We start from the raw sequence: 19,240 nt of genomic DNA on the forward strand, positions 1-19,240 counted from the left end.
TAACAAATGATAACTTCCGAATTCGGACTTGCGACCTAAATGATATTATTATGCCTCGCCTTTTCTACAGCCTCCATCTTGTTGTGTACCTGCAATTTCGAATAAATGTTCTCAATGTGCTTGCGGACGGTACCTGTTGAGATAAATAAATTAGTCGCAATCTGGTTATAATTCAATCCTTTGCTCAATTGTTCCAATACTTCGGTTTCTCGAGATGTAAGACAAACGTCGTTGGCAGGTGCCGGATTACGGTTTTCAATAGGATTGCGCAGCAGCTTTAGGGTTTTCAGTGCAATCGAAGGGGTCATTGCAGCGCCTCCTTCCATGGTTTCGAGGATACCCTTATGCAGCTCTCCCGATTTTACCTCTTTCAGCAAATAGCCATCGGCACCCGCTTTTATGGAGTCGAAGATACGTTCATCATTATCAAAGATAGTCAGCATGATGATCTTAATATGCGGGTATCTTGACTTTACTGCAAAAGTTGCCTCAATACCATTCATCTTTGGCATCTCTATGTCCATGATGATAAGGTCGATGTTAGGGTTGGCTTCCAGCTTTTCCAACAGTTCTTTTCCGTTGAGTGCTGTAAAACGGCAGGCCAGGTCCTCATAAAAGGATATCTTTTCGATAATGGCCTTTTGCAGGAAAGTATTGTCTTCGGCAATGGCTATTCGTATCATTGGCTGTAGTGTTAGGTGTTTTCTTTTTTGTTGGGCAGGATTGCTGATACGGTTGTTCCTTCGCCATTAGCAGTGGCCAACTCAAATCTTCCGCCAATGTCACCTATGCGTTTTTCCATATTCAGCAGGCCATTGCCGGGGCTTGCTTCATTCTTGGCAAATCCTTTTCCGTTGTCCCGGATGCTTATCCTGATAGCGTCATTTTCATAAGTAATAGTAATATCTACCGAAGATGCAGCGGAATGTTTTATGGCATTGTTCACGGCTTCCTGTATGGTACGGTAAATGTTCATTCCTTCCAGTGACGAAAGGCTGGCCTGCTCCAGGTTTTCATCAACCGTAAAGGTAAATGCCACATCCTCTTTTGCCTGCCGCGCCTTGTCTATAAAATTGAATATCCGCGCCCCAAGCTGCTCAAACGATATGTCCTTACTGTTCATGGCCCATATCGTATCACGCAGTTCCAAAATGGTATCGCGCGTAAAGGATGAAATAGTGTTGAGCCTGTTAGCAATGGCAGGATTCTCAATGTGGTATGCTTCGTTAATATTGTCTACGGATGAAATAATGAACGTAAGCTGCGATCCTATATTGTCGTGCAGGTCTTTAGAGATTTCAAGCCTTTGGCGTTGCAGGCGGTTTTGCGTTTCTATTTCCTTGAGTGCTTCCTTGAGTGTAAATTCCTGTTGCAGCTGCTTGTTTTTCAGTTTTTGCTGCCTGTAGATAAGGTAGGTTACAACGAGTGAGAATACTACTACTATGGAAAGTATAGCAATCAGTGCATTACGCCGGCGTGCTTCAGCCTCTTTAAGCAGGAGTTCCTTTTCTTTCTTTTCGGTTTGGTATTTTTTTTCGAGTTCCATAGCCTCGCCCAGTACACGGTCTTCGACCTTTACCCCCATGGCTGCCTTATATTTTTGCAAATGGTAGTCGGCACTGTCCTGCATGCCCAGCGAACTGTATATGGGTATAAGGTCCAGATGGAGCCTCTCGGTTTCCCGGCGGTCCATTTTTTTCATTTCACCCAAAGCTTTCAGGTAATAAGATTTTGCCTTTTCGTCATCATTTAGCTTTTTATAGGCTATCCCCAGGCCATTATTTATCTTGGCAATGTCATAATTGGATTTTACGGTGTTAGCTATTTCGAGACTTTTTTCAAACATCGGTATGGCCTCTTTTGGCTTGTCCATGGCATTGTATAAAAAGCCAAGATTCAGGTATGTTGAAGAGACCAGCGTAGGGTCATTCTGCTTAAGGGATATTTCCAGCGCATCACGGTAGTAAGGCTCGGCTTCCGCCAGCTTACCCTGCGTTTTTTTGACATTGCCTAAATTGTTCAGCACCATGGCCAGCGGTACTTTTTGGCCTGAAGCCCTTCGGTAGGCAGCTACTTCTTTATAAAGCTTTTCTGCCTGGGGATAGTTGCCCATTTTTTCATATAGCAACCCTATATTGTTCTTCAGCATGTCCGTTTTCTTATGATCCTTTACAGATTCAAAATAATCCAGTGCATGGGTATAATTCGCCATAGCGCTATCGCGTTGGCCTATGCGTTCGTAAATCACGCCCAAATTGCTCATTGTTCCGGCTACGCCCGATGCGTCCTTCAATTTCTTCCGTATTTTGAGGCAGGCGAGGTAATTTTCGTACGAATCATCAATATTGCCTTTGTTCAGGTAAACAGCTCCCAGGTCGCTGTGTACCTGTGCAATAAGCTTTTCATTGTTTTGCACTTTGGCAAGCGCCAAGGCCTTTTTGCCGTAAGCAAGTGCCGAATCAATGGAGACATTTGCATAATACCATGTGAGGTCGCTGTACACTGCTGCTTTCCTTTCGGGGGTGATTGGGCGGGATAGCTCAGCCTTGAGCGTATCTATTATTTTTTTTGGATTTTGGGCATTGCAGTCAATGGCCGCGATAAAAAAGAGCAGGCAGAGTATTTTTTTTACCATGATCCAAAATTTTAATAAATATAGTTAATAAATGAATAATCATTATATTCAGATTTTTTTTTCAGCTGTAAGGTCGAGGAATTCGCGCATCAGTTCTTCAATGTCCGTTAAAAGCCTGGTTTTAACACGCTTCATCTTTATCTCAAGTTCTTCGGAAAGACCGGCTTGCTCAGCCTGCGATTTATTGATGGCTATTACGTCCTGTATCATGCCGTGAAGCAGCTCCATGTTTTTATGATGCTCTGCTATCGATTTTCGCGCCCTGATAATAATTGCTGCTATAAGTATGAACAGTGCAATGTTGAGGATTATGAGGAATACCATGTTCTTGTAATTTAAAGTAAAAGAAATACGGCCGTAGCCGTATTTCGTAAGCAACCAACACAAATTAGAAAAATTACTATGATCTTTTAGTTGGCATAAATGCCCCTGAATTTTCCCTGGGTCACAGTTTTGCTTTGTGAGCAGTCATCATCACTTTTACCTGTAAAAGTGAATGTTCCTTCGATCTTTTCAGCGCTGTAATGGGTTACTTTCAGTTCGCCCTCTGCCCCGGCACAATCTGCACTGCTTGCAAATGCTGTCTCCGTAGCCGTATCAAAAAATGCAACTGCATTTCCGGAAGCAGGCCCTACATCATAGGTCCCCGTAGCGGTAATACCCATAAGTGTAATTACCATGGTGTTGGTGTTGCCGCTTGTAGCGGTTATTGTTATAAAAGTGTCATCGCCAATAACCTGCTTTGTTGCAGATGCTGCATTGAAGCCCTGCTGTGACAAAGTTTCAAAAGTCGACCCGCCTACTTTTGCACTGATATAGGTTCCGCTCGGTGTATTTCCGCCCGTGTTCCCGTCACTGTCGTCGCTGCAGGAAGTTAGTAGGGTTGTTGCTGCAATCATTGCCATTACTGTTTTGTAGATTGTTTTCATAGTTTTAAAAGATAAATGATTATGTGATTTTTATTTGACAAAGGTTTATAATTGGGGTATGCAGTTCAATACGAAGAGTTGCGTATATTTTAAATTTTAATGTACGTATACGTCAAGCACGTTTTCGTCATTGTTTTCAAATGGTGCTGCAATGGTAGTTTCGGTAAGGTTAAAAACGTACGATTTTGATTTGGCATATCCTTCTCCTGTAACGGTCAGTACGCCCCTGTTCGAGTCTGAAGCCATTGCAACGCGGTATGATAGCCACCCTCCGGTAAGACCGCTTACGATAGTCATGTCCGATGAAGTCTTCGAATCCATGTTTATTATGCGTAGCCTGATCTCATTGCCGTCTGCGTATGGTATGATTGCAAGCTTGCCATCGGTAGTAAATACACCATGGCCAACGGCATATTCTCCAATTCCTTCAAACATTTCGTTATGGTAAAGGCTTCCCGCGCCATTGTCGCCTGTGCGGTTTATTATTTGAACGCGTGGGCCATTAGCAGCAGTGACAGGATTTAGCAGCAAGTAGCCCAGGTCATCTGTAATGTCTGCGGCATCATATTGTCCGGGCAGGATTTGCAGCCCGCTCCCGTCCGTATTTACAATTTGTAATTTTCTGGTAGCATCAGGCCAGAAGGTTTCTTCAACAAAAAATATCTTATTACCACTGAGGTATCTTATCGCGCCGAAAGATACACTCGTGTCGTCTGCACTATATACCGCATTATCACCGGTTCCGTCAATTCCTGCGATGCGAATTTGGCGGGTGCGCACAGCATCCGGAGAGAACGACAGCGTTTGATAGTCGCCATACGCAATCTTGTCGCCCTCCGGGCTGATAGCTAGTCCGGTGAAGTAGCTGCTGGAGTTTTGCAGGCGGTTGAGGACGATAGTAGGGTTATTGCCGTTTTCGCCCATGGATATCACCTTGGCGGTATCGATGGCTACGAGCACAAGTTCGCCGGGTTCATCCGGCCCGGGACCCGGATCGGAGGAATCGTCGCTGCTGCAAGAGGAAATAAGGCCTGCTGCAATGCAGAAAAATACAGGAAGAATTTTAGTGAGTTTCATAATAATCGGGTTTGAAGTTTACACCGCAAAGATGTAAAGTGGCTCAAACCAATTCAATACGAAACTATACGTATATTTTAAAACCGAATATGCGAATGCTGTTGCTGTAAGGCGGCTATTTTATCATTGAGGTTTGATAAAAAATCCCTGTGCTGCTGCGATTCGGGATTAAAAGAGCGGTGCTGCAATCCTTTTTGTATGCTGTCGGCCATTTTCATGGTGGCCAGGGCTTCGTGGGTCATGAAGGCGTCGGTAAAGCGCTCCCAAATGTAGTTGATTGCTACCTGGTTGGGGTGAATCATGTCCTCTGCATAAAAGCGGTAGTCGCGCAGCTCGTCCATCATTATTTCGTAAGAGGGGAAATAACCAGTTGCCGGTTGTTGGTTGCCGGTTGCCAGTATTTGATGGAGGGCGGTGATGAGGTTGGCCTTGCTCCACTGGTTTTGCACAAAGCCGTCCTTAATGTGGCGCACGGGTGAAATGGTAAAGATGATGTGTGCTTCGGGATTGGTATCCTTTACCAAAGTTATGATGTTTTGCAGGCTTTGGCGTATCGAATCTACAGAAAGCAATTCTTTCGTAAATTCTTTTTGCGGGACTTTATGGCAGTTGGCAACAAGCTCCCCGCTTGCATTGCTGCGGTATACCCATGCCGTGCCCAGCGTAATGATAAGGTGCGATGCGGCTTTTATTTCGGCATTTGCCAAGGCGGCAGCGCTGTTGAGGTTTTGCAGTAAAACATCCTTGTCCGGATGGCTGAGGTCGGAATGCGCATCGAAGCAGTGCCAGCGCTCGTTATGGAAAAAAATATCGCCTTCGGTAAACGTTTTGCCGTTTACAGCGAAGGCGATGAATTTTTCGAGGGCAAGCGGGTGAAACAGTATGCCAAACGGGTTGGTCGTGTTCCTGAACTTAAAATAGTCCAGCTTTTGCCTTATGTTTACCGCAAAGCATGAACCCAATGACACCACCCTGCTGTTGTACTCAATGGGATTACTGCTTTTCTGGACGGGTATTTGGGTTGTGAATTGCATTGATTATTCGTAGAAATATTGGATGTTAGTCTGATCATTCGAACCATCTGTAAGGTTGGTTTCCACAGCAGTTGTTGGATAATCATCAGAATTATAAGTGTAAGTTCTGGTTATGCTTTCAGGATCAGCCCCAGTCTGTGTGTAAGTGAGCAGGTTGTTTTTGCCGCCATATATTCCATCAAGGAGTGTAAAGATATCCTGTGCAAACGTATTTTTCATTGGGTTGTTCTTCGAGTCGTAAGTGTTTACGGCTGTATCGCCTTCCGAAACAAGCTTGGTCATATTACCATTAGCTATAGTAATTGTTCCTTCTTCCCACAGTTCTGTTTGGGAATCCATGTCGCCAATATAGATAGTACGCGATATTGTGCCATTGGAATTGTATGTAAATACAGATTTTTCAGCCCATTCTTCATCACCTTCTTCCAAAGCATACCAATATTCGACACGGGTAGCAAGCCTGCCGTTGTTATCGTAAGTCAAAACATCTTCACCAGTAAGGTGATTAGTATCATCATATGATTTTATCCCAGATAGTTTATTGTTAGTATAAAAGTATTCTGTTCGATAACCGTCAGATTCATTTTTCCGCACAAGTTTGTCCTCGTCATAAGTATAAGTTGTAGTGAAGCTAGTTCCATCCTCATACGTCTCAACCATTTTCTTCAGCAATACTGCGTCGGAATTATTGTTGTTGTTTGAAGAAGAATCGTCATCAGAACATGATGTGATCATAACCAGGGCAATAGCTGCCGCAGCAAAAATTTTTTTCATTTGGTAAATTGGGTTTGTTAGTGATTAAAAATTGTTGAAATATGTAAAGTAGGGTATTAATACATGAACCATATCTGTGTTGTCTGCCCATCCTCAACTTCGGTAGCAGATACAGGATAATCTTTGCTGTTGTAGGTAAACGTTGCGCTATAAGAAGGCCCATTGCTGTGTGTAGCACCGGTTACATTGTTAATGCCGCCATACCCCCACGCAATGTTCAGCGGGCTAATGCCGGTAATGTTCAGTTCGGCATTATTGGCACCGTCAAAAGTATAGGAAGAGTTTCCTGAAGCCGATGCATAGGCTGTAACGTTCCCGTTGGCAATGGTAAGCGTACCTTCTTCAGTAATTTCGGTTTGCGATTCATGGTCGCCGCTATACTTTATAAGCGAAACGGTTCCGTCTGCATTGAAAGTAAAGGTTGTCCTGTCGGCCCATGGCACTGGTGTAGGATCTTCGCCTTCCTCGCCGGGTACGTTTTCAATGCCATATTCGAGCATTTCGATTATCCTTCCCTCAGTATCGTATGTAAATTCGGTAGTTTGTGCCTGACCGCTGTTCTCAAAATATTCCACTGTGGTAATCTGTTCGCCGGTATAGGTAAATTCCATCCTTTGCCCATCGCTTCGCAATATCGATGCTATTTTGGCACCCTCATATTCATATAGGGTGGTGAATAGGATACCGTCCTCAGATTGCTCGATCTTTTTCTTAAGGAGTACCTCTTTTACATTGGTATCGTCTGAAGAGACCACTTCAGAACAGGAAGTAAAAAGGAACAGGGCAGCAGCGGCTGCCGCAATTATTTTTTTCATTGGTTGGTTATAAGTGTTGCAATATTATGAAAAACGCAGGAAAAAGTAATTTATTCTAGATGTAAAACACATTATAAGTTATTTGCAACTCTCGTAATCCCATTTTTAATCAGGGTTTCATCTGCTACTGTAGAAATTATTTTCACGCAAAGTCGCAAAGCCGCCAAGACTCATACCGGAAATGTTGCGCTGATAAGCCGCAAAGTTGAATTGCATGCAATTCTATGCGTACAACCTTTACGTCTTAGCGCTTTTGCGTGAAATTCAAAAAAGATTTGCGTGAAGTAATCTTCGCGAGAAACATAAACTTACTTCACAAACTCAACAGCCGCGCCCAGCGCTTCATTGATGCCGCCGGGGTTTTTGCCGCCTGCCGTTGCAAAGAAGGGCTGCCCGCCGCCGCCGCCCTGGATGTATTTACCCAATTCGCGTACCACCTGGCCGGCGTTGAGGCCTTTTTCGGCCACAAGCTCTTTGGATATGTAGCACGTCAGCATTGGCTTGCCATCGGTTACGGTTGCCAGCACAAGGAACAGGTTCGTACCCAGGTTGCCCAGCTCATAAGCAAGGTCTTTGGCGCCGTTAGCGTCAAGGTCGACTTGTTTGGCAAGGAACTGCACACCGTTGATGTCCTGCAATTCTTTCACCAGGTCACCTTTCAGGTTTTTAGCCTTGTCGCGAAGCAGTGCCTCCAGCTGTTTTTTCAGTTTTGTATTTTCATCCTGCAACGATACCACAGCTTTCAGGGTATCCTGCGGGTTTTTCAGTGCATTGTTGATTTCTTCAAGCGCTTTTTCCTGCCTGGCAAAGTACTCCTTCACAGCCTCGTTGGTAATGGCTTCGATACGGCGTATGCCTGCCGCAACCGCCCCTTCGCTCACAATCTTGAAGTACCATATATCGGCAGTGTTCTTCACGTGGATGCCCCCGCAAAGTTCCATGCTCTCGCCAAATTTGATCGCACGCACATTGTCGCCATACTTCTCGCCGAACAACGCCATCGCGCCTTCCTCCACCGCCTGCTTGAACGGTATGCTCCTGCGCTCGATAAGCGGCAGGTGCTCCTGTATGCGGGCGTTCACGAAGTCCTCCACCTGTTGCAGCTCCTCATCGGTCACTTTGGCAAAGTGCGAGAAGTCGAAGCGCAGGTAGTTAGGGCTAACCAATGAACCTTTCTGTTCCACGTGCGTGCCGAGGATGGTCCTCAACGCCTGGTGGAGCAGGTGGGTAGCCGAGTGGTTGCTCGCCGAATCGTCACGCAGCTTTTCATTTACTTTCGCGGTAAACACGCCTTCTACATTTTCAGGCAGTTCCTGGGTAGTGTGTATGATGAGGTTGTTTTCCTTTTTAGTGTCAAGTACTTCTATGCGGTCATTGGCAGATTCCAATACGCCGCGGTCGCCTACCTGCCCGCCGCCTTCAGGATAGAATGGTGTTGCATTAAGAACGATTTGGTATTGTATGCCATCTTTTGCAGAATCTACCTTTCGGTAACGGGTTATCTTTACCTCGTTTTCAGTTTGGTCATAACCAACGAAACTTTCAGTATTGCCCTCTGTCAAAATAACCCAGTCGCCCTTAGCTACTTCATTGGCTTCACGCGAGCGGTCTTTTTGTTTTTTTAGTTCAGCATCGAAAGACGCTTTGTCATAGGTATATCCTTTTTCCTTTAATATAAGCGCAGTAAGGTCTTCCGGAAACCCAAAAGTGTCATACAGTTTGAAAACTTTTGCTCCCTCAACTTCCTTACCCTTTGTTTCGCCGACAACATCTTCCAGTAGTTCCATCCCAAGCACCAGTTTTTGAAGGAAAGAGGCCTCTTCCTCACGGATGACATTCGTTACCAAACCCTGCTGGTTCTTTATCTCTGGGAAGAATTCGCCCATCTGGCTGGATAGCACTGCCACTAGTTCATTGATGAACGGCTCTTTCTTGTCAAGGAAGGTAAAGCCGTAGCGTATCGCCCTCCTCAATATCCTGCGGATTACGTAACCGGCACCACCGTTAGAGGGCAGCTGGCCGTCGGCAATGGCAAAAGCCACGGCACGTACGTGGTCGGCGATAACGCGTATGGCGATGTTGGTTTTCTCTTCGGCATCGTTGGCGGCCTTCGAGTTGTATTTTGCACCAGTTAGGGCTTCTATTTTTTCAATCAGCGGAGTGAAAACGTCGGTGTCGTAGTTGCTCTGCACGTTTTGCAGCACCATGCACAGGCGCTCAAAGCCCATACCGGTATCTACATGCTGTGCCGGGAGTTTTTCCAAAGACCCATCGGCCTTGCGGTTGAACTCCATAAATACGTTGTTCCATATCTCTACTACCTGTGGGTGGTCGGCATTCACAAGGTCTTTACCGTCAACTTCGGCCTTCTCTGAAGCCGAACGGATATCCACATGTATCTCCGAGCACGGCCCGCACGGACCCTGGTCGCCCATTTCCCAGAAATTGTCTTTCTTGTTGCCAAGCAGGATGCGGTCTTCCGCGATAAGCGATTTCCATATGTCGTAGGCCTCCTGGTCGAAGGGCACATTTTCTTCAGGGCTGCCCTCGAATACAGTTACGTACAAGATGTCTTTCGGTATTTTGTACACTTCCGTAAGCAGTTCCCATGCCCAGTGGATCGCATCTTTTTTGAAGTAATCGCCAAAGCTCCAGTTGCCCAGCATCTCGAACATGGTGTGGTGGTAGGTGTCAAAGCCTACATCCTCAAGGTCGTTGTGCTTGCCGCTCACGCGAAGGCATTTCTGGGTATCGGCAATGCGCCTGCTCTTTGGCGTGCCGTTGCCCAAAAAGTATTCCTTGAACTGCGCCATCCCCGAGTTGTTGAACATCAGGGTAGGGTCATCTTTGGTTACGATAGGCGCCGATGGCACGATGAGGTGGCCTTTGCTTTCAAAAAAATCGAGGAATTGCTTCCTTATGTCGCGGGATTTCATATTTCGGGATACTAATTTATTTTACCATTTATATTTATAAGCCACTGTTGCTAGTTTTTAACCACATAGGTACATAGCTAACTCGGCGGCAAAGAACTAAAATATTCACTTACATATGTTTTTTGACCTTCTCTAAAAATGTTAGAGCAATTAAAGTTGATCAATATTCCTTTCGGAGCTTTCAATAGCTTCATATAGGTGAGAAGCTGCGCTTCGAAAGCGGGCGTAAATTCCTGCACAGTTTTCAATTCAAGAACGATGACGTTTTCCACAAAAAGGTCACATCGGAAGTCTAATTCCAGTAGTTTTCCTTTGTAATAAACAGGTAGTTGCATCTCTGTGTAAAAATTTATTTTTCTATGCTGCAACTCTTCTTTAAGGCATTGATGATACACGCTTTCCAACAATCCCCTCCCCATAATTTTATGCACTTCAATCGCAGCCCCGATAATCTCATAGGTTAATTCATCAAGATATTTTTTCGTGACCAAGCTCATCTATGTGCCTATGTGGTTAAAAATTTATCGCCCATAAATTAAAAAGGATTCCGCGAAGTCGCAACATTTACTATATTTGTTCGTTTTCACGCTACTTTACAGGCATTTTTCGTAAGGTGCAAAAATAGAATAATTTAAGACATGGCGAAGGTAAAATATTACTTTGATACCGAAAACCTGGCCTACCGGAAGATAAAGACCAAGCTTAGCAAAAAGATAGGCGTGGTGCTGCTTTTCCTCACGGCGGCGGCCCTCTTCGGGTTCCTGTGTTTTGTCGCGCTCCTTAATACGCCGTACTTCGAAACGCCGAAGGACAGGCTGCAGGCCCGCGAGATAGAGAACATGAAGATACGTTACGAGATTCTCAACCGTAAAATGGAAGAAGTGGAGGAAGTGCTTGCAAACGTGGAGGACCGCGATAATAATATTTACCGTACCTACTTCAATACGACACCAATCCCGGAAGAGCAGCGCAAGGCGGGCTTTGGTGGTGTAAACCGCTATAAGGACATGGAGGGATATAATAACTCCGAACTCGTTATCAACACGACCAAAAGGCTGGATGTCATCTCGAAGGAATTGGTAGTGCAGTCCAAATCGCTTGATGAAATTGCGAAGCTGGCAAAAGACAAGGAAAAACTATTAGCCTCGATACCTGCCATACAGCCGGTCAAGAACGAAGACCTGCGGATGATGGCTTCCGGTTTTGGATACCGCAGTGACCCTTTTACCAAGATACGCAAATTCCACGCCGGGATGGACTTCTCTGCACGCACCGGTACGCCCATTTTTGCCACGGGTGACGGCGTAGTGGTCGTGGCCGATAACAAGATGTCGGGCTACGGCAACCGCATCGTGATACGCCACGGATTTGGTTACGAAACGCTATACGGCCACATGAGCAAGTTCAAGGCGAAAGCGGGACAGAAGGTGAAGCGCGGCGACATCATTGGCTACGTGGGCAGCACGGGCCGCAGCGAGGCGCCCCACCTGCATTATGAAGTGCATAAGAACGGCGAGGTGATCAACCCGATAAATTTCTATTACGGAAATATTTCTGCCAAAGAATACATTTTAATTTCTAAATTAGCTAACCAGGAAAACCAATCGTTAGACTAATGCATTTAGACCTTCCCGAAAAAAGATATTACAGCATAGGCGAACTCGCAAAGGCTTTCGATGTGAATGCCTCGCTCATACGCTTTTGGGATAAGGAGTTTGACATCCTGAAGCCCAAAAAGAACGCCAAGGGCAACCGCATGTTCACACCTGAGGATGTGAAGAACCTCCAACTGATTTACCACCTGGTCAAGGAGCGCGGCTTTACGCTCGATGGCGCGCGGGTGCACCTGAAGGAAGGGCAGAAAAAAACCATGGATAAATTTGAAATTATCCGAAAGCTTGAAACAATTAAAACTAACCTTATAAATCTAAAAAATGAGCTCTAGCACAGTAAAAAGCGGCAGGCCCGGATGGGTAATACCTGCAATCATTATCGGCATACTTGCCGTAATCATTTTCTTTTGGTCGGTAAATATTAAAAACAGCGCGCTGGAGTTCAGCCAGGGCGTTTCGAAATCGTGGGGCGACGTGAACACATCGTACCAAAGGCGTAATGACCTTATAGGCAACCTCGTTAAGACCGTTGAGGGCGCGGCTAATTTTGAGAAAAGCACTTTGGTGGAGGTTACCCAGGCAAGGGCAGCGGCGACACAGGTAAAAGTTGACCCGAGCAACATCACGCCTGAAAAACTGGCCGAATTCAACCAGGCCCAGGCAGGAGTGTCTTCCGCATTATCCAGGCTATTGGTTACTGTTGAGGCATACCCTACGCTGCAAACCAACCAAAACTTCCTGAAATTGCAGGACGAGCTGGCTTCTACAGAAAATGAGATACGTACAGCGAGGACCCGTTACAACGAAAAAGTAGAGGTTTACAATAATTATGTGCTGCGTTTTCCTAACTCGATGTTCCTGGGCAACTACAAGGAGAAACCTTACTTTGAAGCGGTAGCCAGCGCCTATAAGCCTGTCGATGTACAATTTAACATCAAATAGCGATGGCTAAGGCAAAAGATTTCCTTACGCCGGCTGAGGAGGAAGCTATTATAGCTGCCATAGGCCAGGCAGAGAAAAACACGTCCGGGGAAATACGCGTGCATGTCGAAAATACATCTGAACAACCTCCGCTCGAAAGGGCACAGGAGGTTTTTCAGCAATTGGGCATGCAGGCTACCGAAGCGCGCAATGGCGTATTGTTTTATGTGGGTGTGAAGGACCACTCTTTTGCCATTGTGGGCGATGAAGGTATCGACAAGGTGGTGGAGGGTGATTTTTGGGACTGTACCAAAGACCTTGTGATAGGGCATTTTAAGGAAGGCCGTTTCAGCCAGGGGCTTGTGGAAGGCATCCTTCGTGCGGGTGACAGGCTCAAGACCTATTTTCCGTTTGCCGACAGCGACAAGAATGAGCTTCCCGATACCATTTCGAAAGGATGAGAAAGGCAGCCTACATAATTACGTTATTGGCGGTATTGCTTCCTGCGGTGGTATTTGCACAGTTCGACATTCCCCAAAAACCTTCACTGCAAACCAGTGTGTATGACTATGCCAAAGTTCTGGCAGCGGATGAGAAAAGCGCGCTGGAACAAAAGCTGGTACAGTATTCTGACACTACGTCCACGCAAATCGTGGTAATAACCATTAAATCGCTGAAAGGTGAGAGTATTGGCGAGCTCACCCCAAAATGGGCGCACGAATGGGGCATTGGCCAGGCCGATAAGGACAATGGCGTACTTATCCTGCTGGCAGAAGAAGAGCGTAAGATATGGATATCCCCCGGCTATGGCGTTGACGACCGGCTTACAGCGGGAGAGCTTGGCGAAATGACGCGTGATGTGATTATTCCGGAATTTAAGGCAGGAAGCTATTACAACGGGCTTGACAAAGGGACCGATGCCATTTTCAAAATGCTAACCGGTAAGTACAAGGCTGAAGCAAAGCGACCCCCCAATAAAAAAAGCTCTGATGACGGCCCGGGCGGCTTCATCTTCATCATCATCGTAATCATCATCCTTGCAGCGGTGTTTTCCAGGCGTGGCGGAGGAGGGGGTCGCGGAGGCCGTGGCTTTACAGGAAGCACGCTTGGCGACATCCTCATACTTAGCAGCCTTGGGCGCGGCGGACGAAGCAGTGGCGGCTGGGGCGGAAGTTCCGGAGGCGGTGGATTTGGCGGAGGATTCGGTGGCGGCGGCTTTAGTGGCGGCGGTGCCGGTGGCAGCTGGTAGTTTTACAATCGAAAATCCTAATTCACATCTCATTTCCATGAGTAGATCATATAAAGCATTTTCTCTGGCTTCAGGACTGATTTCTTTACTGTTGCCTGCCAATGCCATGGCATGGGCAGCACAGGTGACCCATGCTACCCCTACAATTTTTTTTATACTTCTCGCAGTAGCCATTTTTGTAGCATGGCTGCTATACGAAGCCATTAAAAAAAAGAGCGAATAATGGCCAATAGCCTTCCCCGGCCAGTGAGATTGTAAGTGTTGATTATGTTTAAGACGTAACCATTTAGATGATAAAGCTTCACCAAACAAGCGTCCTTCTTTTTATGTTGGCCATGTGGATGCCACATATGGCATTGGGACAGTTCAACATACCCAAAAAGCCGGAATTACAGTCGGCGATGTACGACTATGCCAACATCCTTAACGGTAACGACAAACAGGTGCTGGAAAATAAACTGCTGCGCTACGCCGACTCGACGTCTACGCAAATTGTTCTGATTACAATCGAATCTTTGAAAGGCGAAAGCATTGGCGAACTGACCCCGAAATGGGCGCACGAATGGGGCATAGGGCAGGCTGATAAGGATAACGGCGTACTCATCCTTTTGGCAAAAGAAGAACGAAAAATATGGATTGCCCCGGGTTATGGGGTGGATGACCGGCTTACCGCGGGTGTTTTGGGTGAAATGATCCGTAATGTCATCATCCCGGAATTTAAAACGGGGAATTATTATACAGGACTCGATAAAGGCGCGGATGCCATATTTTTACTCCTGAAGGGCAAGTATAAGGAGGAGAGGAAGTTTGAAATGAATGATATTTGGATAAATGGTATAGCATGGCTTATCGTTATTCTTGTAGTTTTTGCCGGGCTATGGCTTTTATGGCAAATATTGAAAATAATTGCGAAAGGCGGAGGCACGACCTATAGCAGTTCCGGCAGGAGCAGCTACAGTTCATCGGGTAGTTCTTATACGCCAAGCCGCAGCTCATCGTCTTCACGGAGCAGTTCTTCAGGGAGTTCCCGAAGCGGCTTCCGGGGTGGTTTTGGCGGCGGAGGCTTTAGTGGCGGCGGTGCCGGTGGCAGCTGGTAGGTTGAGGTAGGATGCCGTATCCAAAGTTCTTCGTAAATATTTGTAAAAATGAAAAAAGCATTAGTCATCAGATTTATCTTCGCTCACCTGTTTCTAATGTTGCCTGCGATAGCATTGGCACAGTTTGACATACCCGAAAAGCCGGAATTACAGACGGCGATGTATGACTATGCCAACATCCTGAACGGTAACGACAGACAGGTGCTGGAAAATAAGCTGGTGCGCTATGCCGACTCTACTTCTACCCAAATTGTACTCATCACTATCGAATCGCTAAAAGGCGAAAGCATTGGTGAGCTTACTCCCAAATGGGCGCACGAGTGGGGCATTGGCCAGGCCGATAAGGACAATGGTGTGCTTATCCTTTTGGCAAAAGAAGAAAGGAAAATATGGATCGCTCCGGGTTATGGCGTTGACGACCGGCTAACCGCGGGCGTTTTGGGCGAAATGATACGCAATGTCATCATCCCGGAATTTAAAACGGGGAATTATTATACAGGACTCGATAAAGGCGCGGATGCCCTGTTTTTAATGCTTAAAGGAAAATATAAAGAAACAAGGACTGACGAATACACAATTCTCGATTATATATGCAAGTTTCTCATCTGGTTTATAATAATAGGATTTCCGCTGGCACTTTTAATATTCCGTTTCAAAAGCAAGGATGGATGGAGTGATTCGTCGTCGTCGTCGTCGTCTTCAGGTTCAGAAAGTGTAACGTACAGTAGTCCTTCATCAGGGGGTAAATCTTCAAGAGGCTTTCGCGGAGGCTTTGGCGGCGGAGGCTTTGGCGGCGGCGGTGCAGGTGGCAGCTGGTAACTTTACTTAAAGGCTCAAAATGAAAAAATCATACGGCACAAACCTGATAATCATATTATTTGCCCTTTTTCCTATGCTGCTGGGGGCAAATACTGCGTTTGGGGTGCAGGATACGCTGTCTTTCGGACAGACATTCATCATACCGGATAAGCCCGAAATACAGACGAGCGTTTATGACTATGCAAAAACGTTGAAGGCAAGTGATGCAAAAGCACTCGAAACAAAGCTGCTGAACTATGCCGATACCACTTCTACGCAAATTGTAATTATTACCATACCCTCCCTGCAGGGCGAAAGCATAGGCGAACTCACTCCGCGCTGGGCCCAAAAGTGGGGCATAGGCCAGGCTGAAAAAGACAATGGCATACTCATACTGCTTTCTGAAAGCGACAGGGAAATATGGATAGCACCCGGCTATGGGGTAGACGACCGGCTAACCGCAGGCAAGCTGGGCGAAATGATACGCGGGCGCATCCTGCCTGAATTTAAGGAAGGAAATTATTATGCAGGGCTGGACAAGGGAACCGATGCCATTTTCAGCATACTGTCCGGCAAGTATGTTGCCGATGAGGTTGATAAAGGCTTTATGAACAAGTTTTGGGCCATAGTACTGCTGGAACTTTTTGTGTTCATAGTTTGTTTCCTGTACCATTTTAAAGCCCCGGCAGGCATAGCTCTTGCAGCCTCTGCGCTATCAAGCTCCGGTAAATCGGAAAGCCCCAGAATCGGTTTCCGCGGCGGCTTTGGAGGCGGCGGATTTAGCGGCGGCGGAGCGGGGGGTAAATGGTAGCTTATTCATGGCTCATTTGTCCCATATGTACAATTTTTCAGTTTTATTCAATCCTACTTTTGCCGCAAAATCATCAATCATGCACTTTAAATTTTCATTGTTCCTGTTTTTTGCAGTTATTAATTTTGCTTATTCACAACACCGTATCAGTGGCCGGGTAAAGGATAAAGACACGGGTGAGCCACTGGCATTTGCCTCTGTTATCTTTAATAATAACCCACGCTTTGGCACAACAACCAATATCGATGGAAAATTTGCCTATTCCGGAGCCGAAGCCATCCATACGATCAAATGCAGTTATGTTGGCTATAGCGAGGAGGTGCTTCAGATTTCAGGCAACAGGCAGGACATAGTCATAGAGCTTACATTTGCCGAAAATGTGCTTGAAGAGGTTGTCGTCAACCAGGGAGAAAACCCGGCCAACGCCATTATGAGAAAAGTGATTGCCAACAAAGAGATTAATAATCCCGAAAATATAGAATCCTTCAAATACAAATCCTATAACAAGGTCATTTACGATTTTAAGGCAAAGGATAAGAACGACAGCATTAAGCTGAAGCAGCGGCTGCAAAACGGACACATCTTCATGATGGAGTCGGTTACAGAGAGGAAGTTCATTTCGCCCGACAATAGTGAGGAAGTAGTGCTTGCTACCAGGGTTTCCGGATTTAAGAATCCTTCGTTTGCCTCACTTGCCACCGACCTCCAGCCGTTTTCATTTTATAAAGACAATATACCATTCATCAACGTCAACTACCTGAACCCCGTGAGTAAAGGCAGCCTCAACAAGTATAAGTTTACGCTGCAGGATACCCTTTACCAGGGGCGGGACACCGTGTATGTCATCTCCTATAAGCCGCTGCCACGCAAAAATTTTGACGGGCTTACGGGACTCCTGTACATCAATACCAATAAGTATGCGCTGCAAAATGTTTCGGCCACGCCGTTTGAAAAGGGTAAGATCGACATCAAGATCCAGCAGCAGTACTCTCTTGTGGATGGGCAATGGTTTCCGCAACAGTTGGAATACGCACTCATCATGAATGATTATCCTACCAAAAAAACCGGCATGATCGTGCAGGGGAGGAGTTATATTGACAATGTGCAGCTCAATGTGCCGTTACGCAAAAAGGACTTCAGGCTCGAATCGGTATGGATTGATGACGACGCTGCAAAAAAGGACAGCATTTATTGGCAAACGGCGCGACGCGAAGCCCTGAATACAGAGGAGGCAACGACCTACAGGGTTATTGACAGCCTGGGTGAAAAGCATAATTTTGACGGGATGCTTACCGTTGTGGAAAAACTGGTGCGCGGCAGGATCCCTGTAAAATTTGTTGACATTGACCTCGGCAAAACGCTTGTCTATAACAAATATGAAGGCTTCCGGCTTGGCCTTGGGCTGTATACCAACGAAAAGCTGTTCGACAGGCTTGAGCTTGGCGGGTTCTTTGGCTATGGCCTAAAGGATGAAAAGTGGAAGTATGGCGGGGAGATCAATTATGAGCTTTCCAAAAGGCATGAATTTAAGATAGGGGCCAAGTACCAGGATAATCTGGTCGAGGTGGGTGAGCATGGCTTTAAGCATGCCAGCTTCAGCTATTATAATTTCCGTGATATTATTGCCTACCGCATGGACAGGATACAGGAGGAAACCTTTAATGTCGGATTCAGGGCGATGCGCTACTTCAAATGGAATTTGAACCTGAGCCACCAAAGAGTCAATCCGTTATATCCGTATGCGTTTATTAATGACGGAACCACCTTTACAAGGTATGATAACAGTACCGTGGGCGTAAGCCTCCGGTTTGCGTACAAGGAAAAGATCGTTAATTCTTTCCGCCAGAATATCAGCACGGGTACAACCTGGCCGGTATTGTACCTTTATTATACGCGTGGGATAAAAGATATGTTTGAGGGCGATTTCAATTACAACAAGATCGAAGCGGTCATTGAGGATTCTTTCTATACCAAAAGCTTTGGGAAAACAACATACAGGGTCGAGGCCGGTTACATCGATAAGCCGGTGCCCTACGGCCAGCTCTTTACCGGAGAAGGGAGCTATGATGACGATACCAAAATCATAGTGAAAAACACTTTCCAGACGTTGCTCCCTTATGAGTTTTTATCCGACAGGTATGTGAACCTTTTCACTTCTCACAATTTTGAGAGCCTGCTGTTCAAAACGGCATGGTTCCAGCCGCAACTTTCCGTACACAATAACTTTGGCTATGGCGACCTTCGCAACCCGTACAGCCACCTTACCGACTTTAAGGTAAAGGACAAACTATTTATGGAAACCGGCCTTCAGGTAGATCAAATTGTAAAGATGAACTACCTTAATATTGGCTACCTTGGCTTTGGCGCTGGTGTTTTTTGCAGGTATGGCGGCTATGCCTACGATGATTTTAATGACAACCTTGTATTTAAGATAACGGCAAGCTTCTCGATAAAGTAATCCTGACGTTTTAACCTCAAACTCCCCTCACGAAAGGAGAGGGAGTAGTTACACTCGAATGAAAACTACTGTCTAATCCTATTTTTGAGGTTG

At 46.0% G+C, this 19,240-nt stretch carries 20 protein-coding genes; 10 read left to right on the plus strand and 10 right to left on the minus strand.

What is annotated here, in order from left to right; genetic code table 11:
* Positions 1–35 precede the first annotated feature (35 nt).
* The 10 genes from OGH69_RS11115 to OGH69_RS11160 all read right to left on the minus strand — a co-directional run bounded on the left by OGH69_RS11115 (position 36) and on the right by OGH69_RS11160 (position 10,697).
* Positions 36–683, minus strand: coding sequence for a response regulator (locus OGH69_RS11115; protein ID WP_265174542.1), 648 nt, complete (start codon positions 681–683; stop codon positions 36–38).
* 11 nt (positions 684–694) lie between these two features.
* Positions 695–2,635: a tetratricopeptide repeat-containing sensor histidine kinase gene (locus OGH69_RS11120; protein ID WP_265174543.1), complete on the minus strand. Its 1,941-nt coding sequence runs from the start codon at positions 2,633–2,635 to the stop codon at positions 695–697.
* Positions 2,636–2,683: 48 nt separating this feature from the next.
* Entirely contained in the window at positions 2,684–2,959 is a 276-nt protein-coding gene (locus OGH69_RS11125) for a hypothetical protein (RefSeq protein ID WP_265174544.1), read from the minus strand.
* Between the two features lie 86 nt (positions 2,960–3,045).
* Complete coding sequence (locus OGH69_RS11130) at positions 3,046–3,564, minus strand: DUF6252 domain-containing protein (RefSeq protein ID WP_265174545.1); 519 nt, start codon at positions 3,562–3,564, stop codon at positions 3,046–3,048.
* Between the two features lie 96 nt (positions 3,565–3,660).
* Positions 3,661–4,641 carry a hypothetical protein gene (locus tag OGH69_RS11135; protein WP_265174546.1) on the minus strand — a complete coding sequence of 327 codons (981 nt, stop codon included), beginning with the start codon at positions 4,639–4,641 and terminating at the stop codon, positions 3,661–3,663.
* Between the two features lie 77 nt (positions 4,642–4,718).
* Positions 4,719–5,675 carry a GSCFA domain-containing protein gene (locus tag OGH69_RS11140; protein WP_265174547.1) on the minus strand — a complete coding sequence of 319 codons (957 nt, stop codon included), beginning with the start codon at positions 5,673–5,675 and terminating at the stop codon, positions 4,719–4,721.
* Positions 5,676–5,678: 3 nt separating this feature from the next.
* Positions 5,679–6,410, minus strand: a complete 732-nt coding sequence (locus OGH69_RS11145; RefSeq protein WP_265174548.1) for a hypothetical protein — start codon at positions 6,408–6,410, stop codon at positions 5,679–5,681.
* Positions 6,411–6,505: 95 nt separating this feature from the next.
* Entirely contained in the window at positions 6,506–7,264 is a 759-nt protein-coding gene (locus OGH69_RS11150; RefSeq protein WP_265174549.1) for a hypothetical protein, read from the minus strand.
* A 308-nt stretch (positions 7,265–7,572) separates the two neighbouring features.
* Entirely contained in the window at positions 7,573–10,200 is a 2,628-nt protein-coding gene (gene alaS, locus OGH69_RS11155; RefSeq protein ID WP_265174550.1) for an alanine--tRNA ligase, read from the minus strand.
* Between the two features lie 77 nt (positions 10,201–10,277).
* Positions 10,278–10,697 carry a GxxExxY protein gene (locus OGH69_RS11160; protein WP_265174551.1) on the minus strand — a complete coding sequence of 140 codons (420 nt, stop codon included), beginning with the start codon at positions 10,695–10,697 and terminating at the stop codon, positions 10,278–10,280.
* Between the two features lie 141 nt (positions 10,698–10,838).
* Between OGH69_RS11160 and OGH69_RS11165 the strand changes: the two genes are divergently transcribed.
* The 10 genes from OGH69_RS11165 (at position 10,839) to OGH69_RS11210 (ending at position 19,147) form a co-directional block, all read left to right on the plus strand.
* On the plus strand, positions 10,839–11,816 hold the full coding sequence (locus OGH69_RS11165; RefSeq protein WP_265174552.1) for a M23 family metallopeptidase: 978 nt from the start codon (positions 10,839–10,841) through the stop codon (positions 11,814–11,816).
* Positions 11,816–12,145: a MerR family transcriptional regulator gene (locus OGH69_RS11170; RefSeq protein ID WP_265174553.1), complete on the plus strand. Its 330-nt coding sequence runs from the start codon at positions 11,816–11,818 to the stop codon at positions 12,143–12,145. Before OGH69_RS11165 ends, OGH69_RS11170 begins: the two co-directional genes overlap by 1 nt.
* Entirely contained in the window at positions 12,135–12,755 is a 621-nt protein-coding gene (locus OGH69_RS11175; protein WP_265174554.1) for a LemA family protein, read from the plus strand. The genes OGH69_RS11170 and OGH69_RS11175 overlap by 11 nt, the downstream gene beginning before the upstream one ends.
* 2 nt (positions 12,756–12,757) lie before the next feature.
* On the plus strand, positions 12,758–13,195 hold the full coding sequence (locus OGH69_RS11180; protein ID WP_265174555.1) for a TPM domain-containing protein: 438 nt from the start codon (positions 12,758–12,760) through the stop codon (positions 13,193–13,195).
* Positions 13,192–13,983: a TPM domain-containing protein gene (locus OGH69_RS11185; protein WP_265174556.1), complete on the plus strand. Its 792-nt coding sequence runs from the start codon at positions 13,192–13,194 to the stop codon at positions 13,981–13,983. Before OGH69_RS11180 ends, OGH69_RS11185 begins: the two co-directional genes overlap by 4 nt.
* Positions 13,984–14,020: 37 nt before the next feature.
* Complete coding sequence (locus OGH69_RS11190; protein WP_265174557.1) at positions 14,021–14,206, plus strand: hypothetical protein; 186 nt, start codon at positions 14,021–14,023, stop codon at positions 14,204–14,206.
* A 67-nt stretch (positions 14,207–14,273) separates the two neighbouring features.
* The gene (locus OGH69_RS11195) at positions 14,274–15,080 is read left to right on the plus strand and encodes a TPM domain-containing protein (RefSeq protein WP_265174558.1); all 807 of its coding nucleotides are present in this window, start codon (positions 14,274–14,276) and stop codon (positions 15,078–15,080) included.
* Between the two features lie 48 nt (positions 15,081–15,128).
* Positions 15,129–15,899, plus strand: coding sequence for a TPM domain-containing protein (locus OGH69_RS11200; protein ID WP_265174559.1), 771 nt, complete (start codon positions 15,129–15,131; stop codon positions 15,897–15,899).
* Positions 15,900–15,918: 19 nt separating this feature from the next.
* The gene (locus OGH69_RS11205; RefSeq protein ID WP_265174560.1) at positions 15,919–16,689 is read left to right on the plus strand and encodes a TPM domain-containing protein; all 771 of its coding nucleotides are present in this window, start codon (positions 15,919–15,921) and stop codon (positions 16,687–16,689) included.
* Between the two features lie 79 nt (positions 16,690–16,768).
* Positions 16,769–19,147 carry a DUF5686 and carboxypeptidase-like regulatory domain-containing protein gene (locus OGH69_RS11210; RefSeq protein ID WP_265174561.1) on the plus strand — a complete coding sequence of 793 codons (2,379 nt, stop codon included), beginning with the start codon at positions 16,769–16,771 and terminating at the stop codon, positions 19,145–19,147.
* The last annotated feature ends 93 nt before the right edge of the window (positions 19,148–19,240 follow it).

The organism is Flavobacterium sp. MFBS3-15, assembly GCF_026107645.2.
Lineage (GTDB): Bacteria > Bacteroidota > Bacteroidia > Flavobacteriales > Flavobacteriaceae > Flavobacterium.